Below are 16955 nucleotides of genomic sequence, written 5' to 3'. Positions count from 1 at the left end.
GCGTGGGTGGCGATTGTTTGCTTCACACCACTCTTTTTATTTTTTGTCGGTTGGTTCTTCTATTTGTCCGTCTTCCAGACGTACAAAGGAGAGAACATGCTCGCGTTCGCCGAGGAAGAGCGTTGGAAAGCGGTCAGTACGCTAAAAGCGGAACGGGGCGAGATTTATGACCGGTTCGGACAACCGATCGCCATCAATATCCCTTCGTACCGAATCGTGGCCGTGTTGAAACTCGGCGGCGAGCGGGTCGAGGACAAGACGCTCATGCCCGATGAGTTCGCCGAGGCTGCGAAGCAGCTCGCGACCGTCATACCGATGGCCGAGGCCGACATTTTAAAGCGGCTCGAGCAGAACAAAGATCGCGGTCAAATCGAGTTCGGTGTTCCAGGGCGCGATTTGACGGTTGATCAAAAAGAAGAGATTGAAGCGTTCGAGATTCCAGGGGTCACGTTCGTGGAAGAACCGAAGCGCTACTATCCGAACAAAGTGTTCGCTTCAAGCGTCGTCGGCTACGCCCAGAAAATCGACCAGAACGGACGGATCGAACTCGTCGGTGAGCTCGGCATCGAAAAATCACTCAACGACGTCTTAAGTGAGTCGTACGGGTTGTACCGGTTCGAGAAAGACTTGGCTGGACGCCAAATCGTCTCGAGCGACGAGCAATTGAAGATCGACCCAGAAGACGGGGCCGACGTGCAACTCACGCTCGACCACCGGATTCAACAGCTGCTCGATACGAAAATGGAAGAGCTGTATCAAGAATACAAGCCGAAGAATGCGACGGCGATTATCATGGACCCGAAGACCGGCGAAATCATCGCCTTATCGGACCGCCCTTCGTTCGACCCGAACACACGCGAAATCAGCTCGTATAGCAACTTCTCGGTGTCATCCCGCTTCGAGCCGGGATCGACGATGAAAATCTTCACGTTGGCCGCCGCCATCAACGAAGGCGTTTATAATCCGAATGAACTGTATAAATCGGGATCGTACAAGTATGGCAAGACCGTATTCAATGATTACAACATTACCGGATGGGGTACGATTCCTATGGTAGAAGGCGTCTGGCACTCGTCGAACGTCGCGTTCTCGATTCTCGCGAACGAGCGTCTCGGCTTGAGCCGCTACGAGGATTATTTCAACGCCTTCAAGTTCGATCAACGCACGGGCGTCGATTTACCGGGTGAGGTCAACAGCCAATTCGATTTCGAGAGCCCGTTGAACGTCTTGATCACGGCATGGGGCCAATCGACGGCCGTCACGCCGATGCAGATATTACAAGCGACGTCGGCCATCGCGACCGATGGGACGATGAAGCAACCCCATGTCATCAAGAAAGTCGTCAACCGCGAGACCGGTGAAACGATTCGGACGACGAATCCAAAAATCGTCGGACAACCGATCACGGCCGAGGCGGCCAAACAGACGCGGGAAGCGCTCGATGGCGTCGTCAACAGCGATGTCGGGACGGGGCAATTGTACGCCCTCGACAACTATCGCGTCGTCGGTAAGACCGGAACGGCGCAAATCGCCGAGAACGGGAAGTACTTGAGTGGACAATACATCCATTCGTTCGTCGGCATGGCGCCGGAAGACGACCCGGAACTCGTCATGTATATCGCCGTCGACCGTCCGAACGGTGACTCATCGACGACGGGACCACGCATCATGGCACCGCTGTTCAAAGATGTGATGGACGTCGCGCTCCGCTATCGGAGCGTCGAGCCAGACAAGCAAGCGAAATCGATTGACGCCTCGACGAAAACGACGGCATCGTTCGTCGACCAAGGTCGTGACGACGCTGTGAAGGAAGCCAAAGCGGCCGCGTTCACACCGGTGGCACTCGGTAACGGTGAGACGGTCACGGCGCAAAGTCCGGTCGAAGGCCAACCGTACGTCGTCGGTGAGCGGTTGCTGTTAAAGACGGCGGAGTCGTTCGCGATGCCGACGCTCAAGGGGTGGTCACTTCGTGACGTGAAGCGGTTGGCTACGCTTTATCAATTGAATTTAGAAATAGACGGCACCGGCTTCGTCACGTCCCAATCGATTGGGAAAGGCAAGCCCGTCAAGACGGGGGCGACGCTGAAAGTGAAGCTCGCGTCACCGTCGAACTAACGCAAAGGGATGAAGAGGGCCTCGGCTCTCTTTTCCTTTGTCACAGGAGGAAATGGTTATGGAACAGTTGACGATTCAAACACTCGCATCTTGGTTTGGGATGGAAATAAATGATTCGCGCGAGGTCCGCCACGTCGCGACCGACTCGCGAGACGACAATGCCGACGGCTTGTTCGTCCCGATTATCGGGGCGCGCGTCGATGGCCATGATTACATCGAGGCTGCCATCAAGCAAGGGGCAATCGTGACGTTTTGGGAACAAGACCGTCCGTTGCCGGAAGGGATTATCGCCATCCCGGTCGCCTCACCGTTAACAGCACTTCAAGAAGCGGCTGCCCGCTATTTGGCGGAAATCAATCCAAAAGTCGTCGCCATCACCGGGTCGAACGGGAAGACGTCAACGAAAGACATGATTGCCGTCGTGCTCGGCGAGACGTTCAAGACACATAAGACGGCGGGAAACTTTAACTCGGACGTCGGGTTGCCGCTCACCGTGCTCCGGATGCCACGCGACACCGAAGTCGCTGTCCTCGAGATGGGCATGAACGGGTTCGGGCAAATCGAGTTGCTTTCGAAGCTCGCTAAACCGGACATCGCTTTCGTCACGAATATCGGCGAGTCACATGGCGAACAAGTCGGGGGGCGCGAGGGGATTGCCAAGGCGAAGCTCGAGATTAAAGCCGGGTTGAAACCGGATGGCGTCTTAATCGTCGATGCCGACGAGCCGCTCCTCCGTGAGGCAGGCGGTTACCGCGTCGGATACGATTCGACCGCGGACGGTAAGCTCGAAGTCGTAGAGGCGACGTTTGACGCCTCGATTTTCCGCTACAATAATGAACTGTATGAATTGAAAGTGCTCGGGGCCCACCAAATCCGTAACGCCGCCTATGCGATTGCCTGCGGTCTCAAGTTCGGATTGGGGCATGATACGATTCAACGCGGCCTCGACCGCGTCCAGCTGACGTCGATGCGGATGGAGAAACGGATGTTCGGCGATGCCCACTTGGTCAATGACGCCTATAACGCGAGCCCGACCTCGATGGTTGCCGCCGTCGAGACGATTAAAACGCTAGAAGGGTTCTCACGCCGCGTCCTCGTCCTCGGGGACATGTATGAACTCGGGACGGACGAGATCGCCCAGCACGAACAAGTCGGCCACGCCATCACGGCCCCGGTCACCGATTGCGTGCTCATCGGAGAGAAAGCGAAATGGATTGCGGCAGGCATCACCGACCCGCGTGTGAACGTGACAATGGTGCCGACGGTCGAGGAAGCGAAAGTCCTCCTCGGCAGTTATCAACGCCCCCAGACTGTGATATTGTTAAAAGCATCGCGAGGACTGGCGCTCGAGCGTCTAGTTCAATAAACAGAGTAGTGAGGTACGAACATGTTAATCAGTTTAATCGTCTTAATCAGTTCATTATTGACCGTATTGGTCGTCATGCCGCGGGCCATCCCGGCACTTCGTAACTTAAAGTTTGGCCAAGAAATCCGTGACGTAGGTCCAGATTGGCATCAAAAGAAATCAGGCACGCCGACGATGGGCGGAATCATCATCTTGCTCGCCCTTATCATCGGATTCCTCATCTCAGTCGTCTTCGGTGAAGACGTCGCTGGGTTTGGCACGCTCTTGTTCGTGACTCTCGCCTTCGGGGTGATCGGCTTCCTCGACGACTACATCAAAGTCGTCAATAAACGCAACCTCGGTTTGACGTCGCTTCAGAAATTGATCGGTCAAATCGTCGTCTCAGTCTTGTTCGTTTGGTTCCTCTCACTCGGTGGGGCACTCGATACGACGATTCAAATCCCGTTCACTTCGATTGCGTTTGATACGGGCTGGTTGTATGTCGCCATCGTCATCTTCTGGCTCGTCGGCTTCTCGAACGCGGTCAACTTGACAGACGGCCTCGACGGTCTCGTCTCGTTCTCGGCCATCCCGACGTTCGCCTTCTTCGGCATCTATGCGCTCGGACAAGACGAAGCGGGCATCGCTTGGTTCGCCTTCAGTGCGGTCGGCGCCTTGCTCGGCTTCCTCGTCTTCAATAAATACCCGGCGAAAATCTTTATGGGTGACACGGGATCGCTCGCCCTAGGTGGTGCGGTCGCCGGCCTCGCTCTCATGCTCAAGCTCGAGCTGTTGCTCGTCTTCGTCGGAATCATCTTTGTCATCGAGACGCTTAGCGTCATCTTGCAAGTGCTCTCGTTCAAGACGACGGGCAAACGAATCTTTAAGATGAGCCCGATTCATCACCATTTCGAAATGGTCGGTTGGTCAGAATGGCGCATCGTCTTGACGTTCGGTGGAATTAGTTTGATCACGGCAGTCTTGTCGTTACTACTCATGTAATGGATGGTGGAAGACATGCAACAACAGTGGAACGATAAACGAGTCCTCGTACTCGGCGCGGCACGGAGCGGCATCGCCGCAGCCGCTTACTTAAGAAATGTCGGCGCGGACGTGACCCTCAATACCGGGAGCGAACCGTCAACGGAAGAACGGATGAAAATTGAAGCGCTCGGCATCAACGGCGTTTTCGGTGCCCATCCGCTCGAATTGCTCGACACGACGGACATGATTGTCAAAAACCCGGGAATCCCGTATCACATCCCGCTCCTTCAAGCAGCGCTTGAGCGGAACATCCCGATTTATACAGAAGTGGAACTCGCCTACTTGGCGACCGATGCCACGTTCGTCGCCATCACTGGCTCGAACGGGAAAACGACGACGACCACACTCGTTCATGAATTGCTCAAAGGGGGAAGTCGTCCTGTCCATGTGGCAGGGAATATCGGTTTCCCGGCAATCGAAGTCGCATCGAAAGCGAAGCAGGGCGACATCATCGTCATCGAACTATCGAGCTTCCAACTGATGGGCGTCGAACAGTTCCATCCGCAAGCGGCGGCACTGTTGAACTTGTCACCGGCGCATTTGGATTATCATGGTGACTTCGAGTCGTATGCCGACGCCAAAGGGAACTTGTTCCGGAACATGACGGCATCAGACCGTGTCGTCGTCAAGGGCAGTGACACCGAAGTGATGAAACGCGTCCCGGCCGATCTCGATGCTTCGACGTTCAGTTACGACAGCGGGGATGCGCATGTCACCGACGGCTGGATTACGTTGCACGGCAAGCGGGTCATCCGGGTCGAGGATCTCGCCCTCGGCGGGGCCCATAACGTGGAGAACGTGTTGGCAGCCTTGTTGCTCGTTGAACCGTTCGATATCCCGGCCGAACATATCGATCGTGTGTTGCGCACGTTCGGTGGCGTGGCCCACCGAACGGAAAGTCTTGGCCAAGTGCTCGGACGCCGGGTTTATAACGACTCGAAAGCGACGAACAACGTGGCGGCCGAAGCGGCATTGAGCGGATTCGATGCTCCGATCGTTTGGGTGTGCGGGGGACTTGAACGTGGAGCCGAATTGGATTCACTCATTCCGGCGCTCGGACGCGTCAAAGCCATCGTCTCGTACGGTGAGACGGCAGGGCGTTTCCAAGCACTCGGTGAAGCCGAGCAGATTCCATCGTTCGCGGTCGATACGCTCGACGCAGCCGTCCCGCTCGCATTTGAACAGTCAGCCCCAGACGACGTGATTTTATTGTCACCGGCCTGTGCGAGCTGGGACCAATATAAGACGTTTGAAGAGCGCGGCGAACATTTTGTCCGCCTCGTCCATGCATATGAGGAGGCCAATCGATGAAAATCATGATTTCTGGTGGAGGAACGGGTGGCCATATCTACCCTGCACTCGCTCTCCTTGATACGCTCAAACAGCGCCATCCGAACCTCGAGGTGCTCTACATCGGCACTGAGAACGGTCTCGAGGCCGATCTCGTCCCACGCGCTGGTGTGCCGTTCAAATCGATTCGAATCGCCGGGCTCAAACGGTCGTTGTCGCTAGACAACGTCAAGACGGCCTATTGGTTTGTCCAATCCGTCCTGACGTTACGTAAAGAGATGAAGACGTTCCGTCCGGACGTCGTCATCGGCACGGGCGGATTCGTCTCAGGTCCGGTCGTCTTCACCGCACAACAACTCGGCATCCCGACGATTCTGCATGAACAGAACAGCATCCCAGGCTTGACGAACAAGTTCTTGTCGAAGAAAGCCGACCGGGTCGCCTTGTCGTTCGCCGGTTCGGAATCACAGTTCCCTGATGCGAACGTCCGCGTCATCGGTAACCCGCGCGGGAGCGAAGTGTTGAAGACAACGGTGAACGAAACGTCCGTCCGGGCCGAATATGGTATCGATGAACGTCCAATCGTCTTGATTTACGGCGGCAGCCGTGGAGCCGAGGCCATCAACCGGGCCGTCATCGAGGCCATCCCGGAACTTGCGAGCGAACCGGTGAACGTGCTCTACGTGACCGGGAACGTCCATTATGACAACGTCGTGGCGAAGGCGCCAAAAGCTGATAACATCCATGTGTTGCCATACGTTTACGACATGCCTGAACTGCTCGCGTGTGCGAGTCTCGTCGTGTCGCGGGCCGGTGCCTCGACCATCTCGGAATTGACGGCGCTCGGTTTGCCGAGCATTTTGATTCCGAGTCCGTACGTGACGGCCGACCATCAGACGAAAAACGCCTCGGCGCTCGTCGAAAGCGGCGCGGCCGAACTGATTAAAGAAGGGGATTTGTCGGGCGAGACGCTCGTTCGCTCGATCCGACACGTATTGGCCCATCATGATGAGATGGCCGCAGCCTCGAAACGGTTAGGATTCCCGCACGCCGCGGAGTCGCTCGCCGACCTCGTCGAAGAAGTCCGCGCTTGAAAGGAGAGTAGCCATGGAGACACGTCAGAATACCGTTCGTAGTTTGGAAGACCGAATCCCGTATATGAAAGATCAACGTCGTAAGAAAGCGAACCGACGTTTGTCGACGATCCTGTTGTTGTTCGCGGTGTTGATTGCGCTCGTCGTATATATGCAGACATCGGTGTCTGACGTGAAAGCGGTGAACGTGAACGGCCTGTCCTGGTTGACAGAAGCGTATGTGCTCGCCGAAACGGATATCGACACGTCCACGAAAATCGTTCAAGTGTCGCCGAACGGGATTGAACGGGAACTTCGTAAAGTGCCTGGCGTGAAAGACGTCTCGGTCGATCGCTCCTGGTATAACGTCGTGACGATTGACGTCGAAGAAGAGAAAATGATCGCCTATTCACGAACGGACGACGAGGAAGTCGTCGTCCTCGCTGACGGTTCTTTGCACCCGACTGGATCGATTACGGATCCAGAGAAGCTAAAAGACGGTCCGTTGTTGCGTGAATTCACCGATGCGGCGGAACTCGAGAAAATCGCGACTGAACTCGAGCAAGTCGACGACGCGATGCGGGCCAGGATGTCAGAGATTGTCTTCTCGAAACAGAAAGGCGAACCGACACGATATGAGATTTATATGAACGACGGCAACACGATTCAGACGCCGACGTTCAAGCTCAGTCAAACGGTATCCAAGTACGGCGAAATCTATGAAAATATTCCAAAAGGACAGCGGGGAACCGTCGTCATGGATGGCGGATATTATTTCGTTCCGTACGAAAAACCGAAAGAATAATCTGAATTTTTACAGCCCTTAGACACATAAGGGCTGTTTTTTTATCGATTGTAATCGAATTGACACCCCAAAACCGCGTAATTTGTAGGATTCTACCTTTTCTCACTATCTTATTTGTTGTAAACTTAGACGTGAGATATCTTGCCGGACCTAACAATATTTTTGGATATCTGTAACAATGTAACGGAATTCAAGCACAGAAATTAAAGCGCGGAGGTGTTTCCCTTTTGGAAGCGAATGGTTATGTGGCCGCATTGGATATAGGAACGTCAGAAATTAAGCTCGTCGTGGGTGAATTACTCGGGGGAACGCTTAACATTTTGGCGGAGGGGTGTGCCCCGTCTGCAGGAGTAAAACGTGGCGCCGTCGTCGACATCGATAAGACGGTTCAAGCCATCAAGCAAGCCGTCGAACATGCCGAAGCGGCGCTCGGTGATCAAATTCGGTCGGTATACGTTGCCATCGAAGGGGAACATATCCAAATCGCCCCATGTCATGGAATTGCATCAGTCAAACGAGAAGACCAAGAAATTACGGACACAGACGTCATCGAAGTCATCAATTCGGCGCAAGTTATGCGCTTGCCGGATGAGATGAGCGTCATCGATGTGATTCCTTCTTCTTTCACGGTCGATCAACAGACAGGTGTCGTCGATCCCCGCGGAATGCTCGGTTACCGTTTAGAGATGCACGGTAAGATGGTGACCGGTTCGAAGACGATTTTACATAGCATTCGTCGTTCCATCGAACGGGCAGGATTGAAACTAGAAGGTTTCGTCCTCGGCAATTTGGCGCTCGGCATGAGTGCGGCTTCGGTCGATGAAATCGATTTAGGTATCGGCTTGGTCGATATCGGTCATGAAAAAACGACCGTCTCGGTCTTTTATCGAGGCGACCTCGTCTACTCATATATCCTTCCGGTCGGAGGCGATCATATGACGCGCGACTTGGTGTACAAGCTCAATTGTAAATACCAAGACGCCAAAGTGGCGAAAGAAGAATACGGACTTGCCCTCGAAGAGATGGCGGACGCCTCAGAAGGGTTCTCGTTCACGAACATCAACGGGGAAGTCACGTTCGAACCGCAATCAGAAATTAGTTACGTTTTAGAGGCAAGAATAGAGGAAATGTTCACGCTTGTGTTGAATAGAGTGCAAAAGGTAGGCGTTCCAACGCTCAGCGGAGGTTATCTCCTCTGTGGTGGGGCCGCTGCTTTACCTGGCATCCAAGAACTAGCGACTCGTGTCATGGGTCAAAAGACGAGACTGTATCAGCCATCGTCGATTGGCGTCAGACATCCGAAATACGCGACCGCGGTCGGCGTCCTCAAGTACGTACTTATGAGCGATCACCACGTCTCGAAGTCACGACTTGAAAAGCCGGATGACCGTGTGGCCGTCGCAAATCCAGACGGCACGTCTCAAACCGGGAACGTCCAAGACCACGACGATGATGTGGTACGGGACGACCGCGAGACGAAAAACGGTTTCGGTCGATTAATGGAAAAATTATTTGGCGTGTAAATTTGACGTTGTGTTAACAATTGGAAATTACGTAGGGGGATACCTGAAATGATGTACTTTGATGAGGCGATTGACGCCGTAGCAAAAATTAAAGTAATTGGAGTCGGGGGCGGCGGTTCAAACGCTGTCAACCGCATGATCGAGCACGGAGTACAAGGTGTCGAGTTCATCGCCGTCAACACGGACGCGCAAGCACTCAACATGTCGAAAGCGGACGTGAAGCTTCAACTCGGCGCGAAATTGACGCGTGGCCTCGGTGCCGGCGCGAATCCGGATATCGGTAAAAAAGCGGCAGAAGAGAGCCGCGAGCAGTTGATTGAAGCGCTCGATGGCGCGGATATGGTCTTCGTCACAGCAGGTATGGGCGGAGGAACTGGAACGGGGGCAGCACCTGTCATCGCCGAGATTTCAAAAGAAATCGGAGCGCTTACGGTCGGTGTCGTCACGAAACCGTTCATGTTCGAAGGACGCAAACGCATGCAACACGCCCAACACGGGATTCAAGCGTTCAAAGAAAAAGTCGATACACTCATCGTCATTCCAAACGACAAGTTGCTTGAAATCGTCGAGCGCAACACGCCGATGATCGAAGCGTTCCGCGAAGCGGATAACGTCCTTCGCCAAGGTGTCCAAGGAATCACGGACTTGATCGCCATTCCTGGTCTCATCAACCTTGACTTCGCTGACGTCAAGACGATCATGACTGAAAAAGGTTCGGCGCTCATGGGTGTCGGTGTCGCCACTGGCGAGAACCGTGCCGTTGAAGCAGCGAAGAAAGCCATCTCATCTCCACTTCTCGAGTCTTCAATCGAAGGCGCGAAAGGTGTCTTGATGAACATCACAGGCGGACTTAGCCTCAGCTTGTACGAAGTCACGGAAGCTGCCCAAATCGTTCAAAGTGCCGCTGATGAAGAAGTGAACTTGATTTTCGGTTCGGTCATCAACGAAAACTTGAACGACGAGATTATCGTTACCGTGATTGCAACTGAATTCGCAGAAGAAGCGCAAGGGACGAACCCGTTCCTTCAGCAACCGAAGAAACAACCGGAAGCTGAAGTGAACCGTGAGGCTCAACCGAAAGCGCAAGAAGCTGCGCCACAAGATGAAGGGAACTTCCATAGACCGGTCTATGGTGGGGACGTCCCAGACGAGACGATCAACATCCCAGCGTTCGTAAGACAACGCCGTAACTAAACAACAGGGGGTGCCGGTTCTCGGCATCCCCTTTTTCTAAAAAAGGAGAATCATATGCGACTGTTACATACATGGGAAACCGAGACGTATCGCTATCAGGCTTATGTGACGACCCGGACGGACGGACATAATGAAGGCAACGTCGGACTCCACGTTGGCGATGACGCAGAACAGGTCGTCGCCAATCGGGAGTACTTCTTTGACGCGGCGGGTCTCGCCCTCGCGGATTCGGTCTGGGCTGACCAAGTTCATCAGACGAACGTTGAAGTCGTCGGCGACGCCGACCGCGGCAGAGGCGCATATCGCTATGACGAAACGATTCCGGCGACAGACGGTCTCATCACGACGGCCGACGCGTTGCCACTCGCCCTCGTCTTTGCCGACTGCGTCCCGCTGTTCTTCTGTGCCGAGGACCACGGCGTCATCGGTGTGGCGCATGCCGGTTGGAAAGGGACGGTCGGGAACATTGTCGCCGCGATGACGGATGCGTTCGCCACGCTCGGTGTTCCGGCCGAAGCGATTGACATGTTCGTCGGGCCAGCCATCACAGCCGAGCATTATGAGGTCGACCGCCGCGTCCTGGATGCGGTCGAAGCGGTCTCACCGGCTGCATATACGTCATCGGTCATGGACGAACGAGCAGGCCACGCCCGTCTATCCCTGCAACGAGTGAATGAGACGCTCGCTGTGGAACGAAATATCGAGGTCACCCAATCGAACTTGTCGACCGTTTCTGATCAAACCTTTTTCTCGTATCGGAACGGAGACGCCAAGCGTCGCTTTGCGGCCGTCCTCGTCAAGGAGAAGAAATCGTGAGTATAGCCAACAATGTGAATCAAGTCAGACAGACGATCGACGCGCATCGGACCGATCAAGCGGTGACGCTCATCGCGGTCACGAAATCGGTCGGTCCCGACGTGGCGAACGCCCTCTATGCAGAAGGCATCCGCGACTTCGGCGAAAATCGTCCTGAAGGATTGCTTGAAAAAGTCGAGCAGTTGCCGCCTGATGCCAAGTTTCATTTCATCGGCAGCCTGCAGACACGTAAAGTGAGACAAATTATTGACCATGTGGCAGCGATTCATTCGCTCGACCGTCTCTCGCTCGCCGAAGAAATCGATAAACGCGCCCAAGGCGTGATCGATTGTTTCGTGCAAGTGAACGTATCGGGCGAAGCGTCAAAACATGGTCTCGAAAAAGAGGAAGTCATCCCGTTCATCGAGAACTGTAAACAGTATCCTCACGTGCGGATCATCGGTTTGATGACGATGGCCCCGTTCACAGAGGACGAGACGGTGATTCGGGAGACGTTCCGAAACTTGAGACAATTGCGCGATGACGTCGCGCGTCATGCTTATCCGCATGCACCGTGTACCGAACTGTCAATGGGTATGTCGAATGACTACACGTTGGCGATTGAAGAAGGCGCATCGTTTGTTCGTATTGGAACCGTACTTGTGCAATAATATATTTTAAGGAGGAATCCGTTATGTCAATCAAAAACAAAATGAAGGACTTCTTTGGACTCGAGGAAGATCCGAACAACCAGTTCGAAGGAGACGAGTATGCTGTCGCCGAAACGAAGACACAACCGATGACGGAGGCAATCGTCAAAACTGAGGACCGTCCGAAAACATCGAACAATATCGTCGCGTTGAACACGAAGAAGAAAGAACGTTCAAAAGTCGTCTTGGCCGAGCCGCGTGTATTCGCCGAAGCCCAAGATATCAGCGACCAGTTGAAAGAAAACCGGGCCGTCATCGTCAACCTTCAACGGATGTCGAAAGAGCAGTCTCGTCAAGTCGTCAACTTCTTGTCAGGTGTCGTCTATGCGTTAGAAGGGACGATGACGTCGATTGGACATAACACGATTCTATGTACTCCGAACAACATCGAGTTGACGGGGTCGATCTCGAACTTGATTTCGGAGGACGAACTCAATAGTAAAGGATGGTAACTGAATGGAAAATGCTATACCTGCGTTAGGCAACACGATCGTTACATTACTTGGATATTATAGTTGGGTCTTGATGGCCTATATTTTATTATCGTGGTTCCCAAATGCGCGTGAATCAAAGTTTGGTCAAATCTTGTCGTATCTTTGCGAACCGTTTTTGAATCCGTTTCGTCGCATCATCCCACCAATCGGCGGGATGCTCGACATCTCCCCAATCGTCGCTTTATTTGTGCTACGGATGGCGCAATTTGGAGTGCGTGCGATTTTCGGTATTTAAATGAGCGTCTTCGATCATTATCGACCGAACGAACGGGCATTTATCGAGCAAGTGCTTGATTGGGTTCAACAAGTCGAGGACAACTATATGTTGAAAGTGACGGACTTTTTAGATCCACGCGAGCAACAAATCGTCCGGCAACTCGTCGGAAAGCAGCTCGCGATTTACGAGGATGGCGGATTTGTCGGCGCGGAACGGCGTCGTCTCATCCTGGCTCCGGATTATTACGAGCTCGACCCGAACGATTTCGAGATTGCGATTCGTCAAATCGACTATCCGACCAAGTTCGTCGAATTGACGCACCGTCAAGTGACGGGAACGCTCTTGAACGCCGGGTTGAAGCGGCAGAAGTTTGGCGACGTCGTCCTCGATGATGGCATCGCCCAGTTCGCCACGACGCGTGACGCGGCCGGTTTCATCGAGATGAACGTCGATCGGGTCGGCAAGGCCCGGATTCGCATCTCCGAAGTGGCGCCCGAGGCTGTGCTCGTCGTACCTGAAGTCAAATGGAGCGATGAGTTCGGTATCGTCTCATCACTCCGGTTTGACACGGTCGTCAGCGAAGTGCTCGGTTTATCTCGGCAAAAAGCGCAGGCGCTCGTCAAACATGGAGACTGTAAAGTGAATCATAAACCGATTGATGATCCGAGCTTCATCCTTGAACCAGACGATTTGGTCTCGATCCGAGGGTATGGCCGTGTCAAACTGACGGCGATTCTCGGCTCGACAAAGCGTGAGAAAATAAAAATCCAGTATGGCATCATACGTTGAACTTAGGAGGAAAGTCGAATGGCGTTGACACCGATTGATATTCATAATAAAGAGTTCTCGACTCGTTTTCGCGGGTACGATATCGATGAGGTCAATGAATTTTTAGATCAAATCATTAAAGAATTTGAACTATTGATTCGTGAGAATAGAAGGTACGAAGAGCTCGTCAACGATATGCAAGCCCGTATCGACTACTTCTCCTCGATGGAAGACACGTTGAACAAATCGATTATCGTCGCCCAAGAAGCAGCTGAAGAAGTGAAGACGAACGCGGCCAAGGAAGCGAGTCTCATTTTGAAGCAAGCGGAACGCGAGGCGCTCGCCCGTGAGGAAGAAGCCTCACGCAAAGAGCAGCTCGCCGAACGTGAAGTCATTCAAATGCTCAAGAAAGTCGAATTGTACCGGACCCGGTTCCGCGTCCTCGTCGATGCTCAGATGGAGCTCTTGAACAGCACGGAATGGGACACGATTGTCGGGGAGCCGCCGGTCCAGACGGTTCTTGACGATACGACCGAACTTGCGTATAATGACGACGAAGTCATACCAACAAAACATCACGGATAATACACAATACGTCGATTAGGACACGTCGATAAAGTCATACCTACGAAGCGACTTAGGGAAGGTGCAAGCCTAAGAGAAAGACTTTATCGGTATCCCCTATGAGTGTCGGGCTGAAGTTAGTAAGCGCGACCGCCTGACCTCGTTATCGGTTACCAAGAGCGGTCTCGGGGTTTTTCCTGAGATTAGTAGGGTGGTACCGCGAGTCGACCAACTCGTCCCTATTAGGGGCGGGTTTTTTTGTTGTCAAAAAAAGATGCAGGAGGAGTTTCAATGAACTACAAAGACACACTATTGATGCCTGACACAGAATTCGCGATGCGCGGAAATCTGCCGAAACGTGAGCCAGCGATGCATGAGGCTTGGGAACAGATGGACCTATACAACCGCGTCCAAGAGAAAAACGCCGGGAAACCGCAATACATCCTTCACGACGGACCTCCGTACGCGAACGGTGACATCCATATGGGCCACGCGCTCAACAAAGTATTGAAAGACATCATTGTCCGTTTCAAATCATTGAACGGCTACCAGTCACCGATGATTCCGGGCTGGGACACACACGGTCTCCCAATCGAGAACGCGCTTCAAAAAGCGGGTGTCAACCGCAAAGAAATGACGGTCGCCGAGTTCCGTGAGAAGTGTGCAGCGTATGCGATGGAACAAGTGAACTCGCAACGTGAACAGTTCAAACGCCTCGGGTTGCTCGCTGACTTTGACAACCCGTACATCACGCTCCTCCCAGAATACGAAGCGGCTCAAATCCGTCTCTTCGGGACGATGGCCGAAAAGGGCTACATCTATAAAGGGAAGAAACCGGTCTATTGGTCACCTTCTTCTGAATCGGCGCTCGCTGAGGCGGAAATCGAATATTATGACAAGAAGTCACCGGCCATTTACGTGGCGTTCCAAGTCGTCGACGGGAAAGACGTTCTTCAGACGACCGATCATTTCGTCATCTGGACGACGACACCGTGGACAATTCCAGCCAACCTCGGAATCGCGGTCAGCGACGAGTTGACGTACACGCGTATCGAGCATGACGGCAAAGGCTATATCGTCGCCGAATCGCTTGTGGAAGAAGTGACGACGGCACTCAAGTGGACGGATTACACGGTGAGCGGTTCTTGGAACGGACGTGAGTTCGAGTACATGACGGCGCAACACCCGCTCTACGACCGGACCTCGCTCGTCATGATCGGCGATCACGTCACGGCTGACGCGACAGGTCTCGTCCATACGGCACCTGGGCACGGGGAAGACGACTATCGTGTCGGACAAGCGTACGGACTCGACGTCTTGTGCCCGGTCGACGACCGTGGTTATATGACGGATGAGGCGCCAGGTTTCGAAGGCTTGTTCTATGAAGACGCGAACAAACAAATCGGGATGAAGCTCGAAGAGAACGGCTACTTGCTCAACTTGAAATTCATCAAACACTCGTACCCGCACGACTGGCGTACGAAAAAACCGGTCATCTTCCGCGCGACACCGCAATGGTTCGCCTCAATCAAAGACTTCCGGGCCGATATGCTCCGTGAAATCGAAGAAGTGAACTGGGTGCCGGAATGGGGCATGACACGTCTTTACAACATGGTCCGTGACCGTGGGGACTGGGTCATCAGCCGTCAACGCGCCTGGGGTGTTCCAATCCCGATCTTCTATGCCGAAGACGGAACGGAAATCATCACGAACGAGACGATCGAACATATCGCCAACTTGTTCCATGAACACGGATCGAACGTCTGGTATGAGCGCGAAGCGAAAGACTTGTTGCCAGCAGGCTTCACACACCCGAACAGCCCGAACGGCGAGTTCCGTAAAGAGCTCGACATCATGGACGTTTGGTTCGACTCAGGTTCGTCACATGCGGGCGTACTCGAACAGCGCGACAACTTGCGCCGCCCGGCCGACTTGTACCTTGAAGGATCGGACCAATACCGCGGCTGGTTCAACTCGTCACTCTCGACGGCTGTCGCGACGACTGGCAAAGCGCCGTATCGCAACGTGCTCAGCCACGGTTTCGTTCTCGACGGAGACGGACGCAAGATGTCGAAGTCACTCGGTAACACGATTGCACCGAACGACCTCGTCAAACAGTACGGAGCAGAAATCGTCCGTCTTTGGGTGTCGTCGGTCGACTATCAGTCAGATGTCCGCGCGTCACACGATAACTTTAAACAAGTGTCGGAAGTATACCGGAAAATCCGCAACACGTTGCGCTTCTTGCTCGGTAACTTGAACGGATTCGACCCGTCGATGCGTGTCGCGTTCGAAGACATGCCGGAAGCGGACCGCTTCATGGCGACAAAACTCAAACAGCTTCAAGCGAAAGTCGTCAAAGCATATGACACGTTCGACTTCATGGCCGTCTATCACTTGAGCCATAACTTCTGTGTCAACGAGTTGTCGTCATTCTATCTCGACTTCACGAAAGATATCCTGTATATCGAGCGCGAAGATGACGCGCGTCGTCGTGCCGTTCAAACGGTCATGTATGACACGGTCGTCACGCTCACGAAATTGCTCGCCCCAATCCTTCCGCACACGGCGGATGAGGTATGGCAAGAAGTGCCGGCGAAACAAGCAGATAGCGTCTTCTTGACGGACCTTGACGAAGTAGCGGCATTGTCGGAAGACGAGAAGGCGTTGCTTGCGAAATGGTCGAAGTTCCTCACGTTCCGTGACGACGTCTTGAAAGCGATCGAGATTGCACGTGGTGAGAAATTGATCGGGAAACCGCTCGAAGCGAAGTTGCTCGTCGCGCCGAAAGGTGAGACGAAACAGTTGCTCGAGACGATCGACAACGTGCGCCAATTGCTACAAGTGTCACAGCTTGATTACGTCGACTCGGCTGATGTCGATTATGCGACAGCCGAAATCAGCGTCTTGAAAGCTGATGGTGCCGCTTGTGCCCGCTGCTGGACGTACTCGACTGAACTTGGTCAAGACGAACAGCACCCAGAGCTTTGCCCGCGTTGTACAGAAGTCATCGCATAA

Annotated in this window: 15 protein-coding genes; all 15 read left to right on the top strand. The window is 53.6% G+C overall.

What is annotated here, in order from left to right; all coding sequences use genetic code 11:
* Positions 1-6: 6 nt before the first annotated feature.
* The 15 genes from KNP82_RS03560 (at position 7) to ileS (ending at position 16955) form a co-directional block, all read left to right on the top strand.
* Entirely contained in the window at positions 7-2115 is a 2109-nt protein-coding gene (locus KNP82_RS03560) for a penicillin-binding protein (protein ID WP_021067040.1), read from the top strand.
* Between the two features lie 58 nt (positions 2116-2173).
* A complete protein-coding gene (locus tag KNP82_RS03555; RefSeq protein ID WP_021067041.1) occupies positions 2174-3481 on the top strand; it encodes a UDP-N-acetylmuramoyl-tripeptide--D-alanyl-D-alanine ligase in 1308 nt (435 codons plus the stop codon).
* 21 nt (positions 3482-3502) lie between these two features.
* Complete coding sequence (gene mraY, locus KNP82_RS03550) at positions 3503-4462, top strand: phospho-N-acetylmuramoyl-pentapeptide-transferase (RefSeq protein WP_214827066.1); 960 nt, start codon at positions 3503-3505, stop codon at positions 4460-4462.
* A 15-nt stretch (positions 4463-4477) separates the two neighbouring features.
* Entirely contained in the window at positions 4478-5815 is a 1338-nt protein-coding gene (gene murD, locus KNP82_RS03545; protein WP_251128624.1) for a UDP-N-acetylmuramoyl-L-alanine--D-glutamate ligase, read from the top strand.
* Positions 5812-6888 carry an undecaprenyldiphospho-muramoylpentapeptide beta-N-acetylglucosaminyltransferase gene (murG, locus tag KNP82_RS03540; protein ID WP_214827063.1) on the top strand — a complete coding sequence of 359 codons (1077 nt, stop codon included), beginning with the start codon at positions 5812-5814 and terminating at the stop codon, positions 6886-6888. The genes murD and murG overlap by 4 nt, the downstream gene beginning before the upstream one ends.
* A gap of 13 nt (positions 6889-6901) precedes the next feature.
* Positions 6902-7672: a cell division protein FtsQ/DivIB gene (locus KNP82_RS03535; RefSeq protein WP_021067045.1), complete on the top strand. Its 771-nt coding sequence runs from the start codon at positions 6902-6904 to the stop codon at positions 7670-7672.
* Between the two features lie 227 nt (positions 7673-7899).
* Positions 7900-9195 (top strand): cell division protein FtsA, encoded by a 1296-nt coding sequence (gene ftsA, locus KNP82_RS03530; protein ID WP_021067046.1) that lies wholly within the window; start codon positions 7900-7902, stop codon positions 9193-9195.
* A 48-nt stretch (positions 9196-9243) separates the two neighbouring features.
* The gene (gene ftsZ / locus KNP82_RS03525; RefSeq protein ID WP_021067047.1) at positions 9244-10389 is read left to right on the top strand and encodes a cell division protein FtsZ; all 1146 of its coding nucleotides are present in this window, start codon (positions 9244-9246) and stop codon (positions 10387-10389) included.
* A gap of 54 nt (positions 10390-10443) precedes the next feature.
* Positions 10444-11205, top strand: a complete 762-nt coding sequence (pgeF, locus tag KNP82_RS03520; RefSeq protein WP_021067048.1) for a peptidoglycan editing factor PgeF — start codon at positions 10444-10446, stop codon at positions 11203-11205.
* Positions 11202-11855 (top strand): YggS family pyridoxal phosphate-dependent enzyme, encoded by a 654-nt coding sequence (locus KNP82_RS03515; protein WP_021067049.1) that lies wholly within the window; start codon positions 11202-11204, stop codon positions 11853-11855. Before pgeF ends, KNP82_RS03515 begins: the two co-directional genes overlap by 4 nt.
* A gap of 23 nt (positions 11856-11878) precedes the next feature.
* A complete protein-coding gene (locus KNP82_RS03510) occupies positions 11879-12346 on the top strand; it encodes a cell division protein SepF (protein ID WP_029595732.1) in 468 nt (155 codons plus the stop codon).
* Between the two features lie 4 nt (positions 12347-12350).
* Complete coding sequence (locus tag KNP82_RS03505) at positions 12351-12623, top strand: YggT family protein (RefSeq protein ID WP_214827052.1); 273 nt, start codon at positions 12351-12353, stop codon at positions 12621-12623.
* Complete coding sequence (locus KNP82_RS03500; protein ID WP_021067052.1) at positions 12624-13394, top strand: YlmH family RNA-binding protein; 771 nt, start codon at positions 12624-12626, stop codon at positions 13392-13394.
* Positions 13395-13412: 18 nt separating this feature from the next.
* On the top strand, positions 13413-13958 hold the full coding sequence (locus tag KNP82_RS03495) for a DivIVA domain-containing protein (protein WP_021067053.1): 546 nt from the start codon (positions 13413-13415) through the stop codon (positions 13956-13958).
* Between the two features lie 270 nt (positions 13959-14228).
* Positions 14229-16955, top strand: coding sequence for an isoleucine--tRNA ligase (gene ileS / locus KNP82_RS03490; protein ID WP_058763332.1), 2727 nt, complete (start codon positions 14229-14231; stop codon positions 16953-16955).

This window comes from Exiguobacterium sp. s26 (assembly GCF_018618235.1).
In the GTDB taxonomy this organism is placed as follows: domain Bacteria; phylum Bacillota; class Bacilli; order Exiguobacteriales; family Exiguobacteriaceae; genus Exiguobacterium; species Exiguobacterium chiriqhucha.
Note: the sequence above shows the minus strand (reverse complement) of the source record. Positions and strands in the feature narration are given on the sequence as shown.

What these genes read in the sequence shown, in the direction of transcription:
- KNP82_RS03555 (WP_021067041.1), top strand. Translation starts at nt 2,174, where the DNA reads ATGGAACAGTTGACGATTCAAACACTCGCATCTTGGTTTGGGATGGAA.
- mraY (WP_214827066.1), top strand. Translation starts at nt 3,503, where the DNA reads ATGTTAATCAGTTTAATCGTCTTAATCAGTTCATTATTGACCGTATTG.
- murD (WP_251128624.1), top strand. Translation starts at nt 4,478, where the DNA reads ATGCAACAACAGTGGAACGATAAACGAGTCCTCGTACTCGGCGCGGCA.
- murG (WP_214827063.1), top strand. Translation starts at nt 5,812, where the DNA reads ATGAAAATCATGATTTCTGGTGGAGGAACGGGTGGCCATATCTACCCT.
- KNP82_RS03535 (WP_021067045.1), top strand. Translation starts at nt 6,902, where the DNA reads ATGGAGACACGTCAGAATACCGTTCGTAGTTTGGAAGACCGAATCCCG.
- ftsZ (WP_021067047.1), top strand. Translation starts at nt 9,244, where the DNA reads ATGATGTACTTTGATGAGGCGATTGACGCCGTAGCAAAAATTAAAGTA.
- pgeF (WP_021067048.1), top strand. Translation starts at nt 10,444, where the DNA reads ATGCGACTGTTACATACATGGGAAACCGAGACGTATCGCTATCAGGCT.
- KNP82_RS03510 (WP_029595732.1), top strand. Translation starts at nt 11,879, where the DNA reads ATGTCAATCAAAAACAAAATGAAGGACTTCTTTGGACTCGAGGAAGAT.
- KNP82_RS03505 (WP_214827052.1), top strand. Translation starts at nt 12,351, where the DNA reads ATGGAAAATGCTATACCTGCGTTAGGCAACACGATCGTTACATTACTT.
- KNP82_RS03500 (WP_021067052.1), top strand. Translation starts at nt 12,624, where the DNA reads ATGAGCGTCTTCGATCATTATCGACCGAACGAACGGGCATTTATCGAG.
- KNP82_RS03495 (WP_021067053.1), top strand. Translation starts at nt 13,413, where the DNA reads ATGGCGTTGACACCGATTGATATTCATAATAAAGAGTTCTCGACTCGT.
- ileS (WP_058763332.1), top strand. Translation starts at nt 14,229, where the DNA reads ATGAACTACAAAGACACACTATTGATGCCTGACACAGAATTCGCGATG.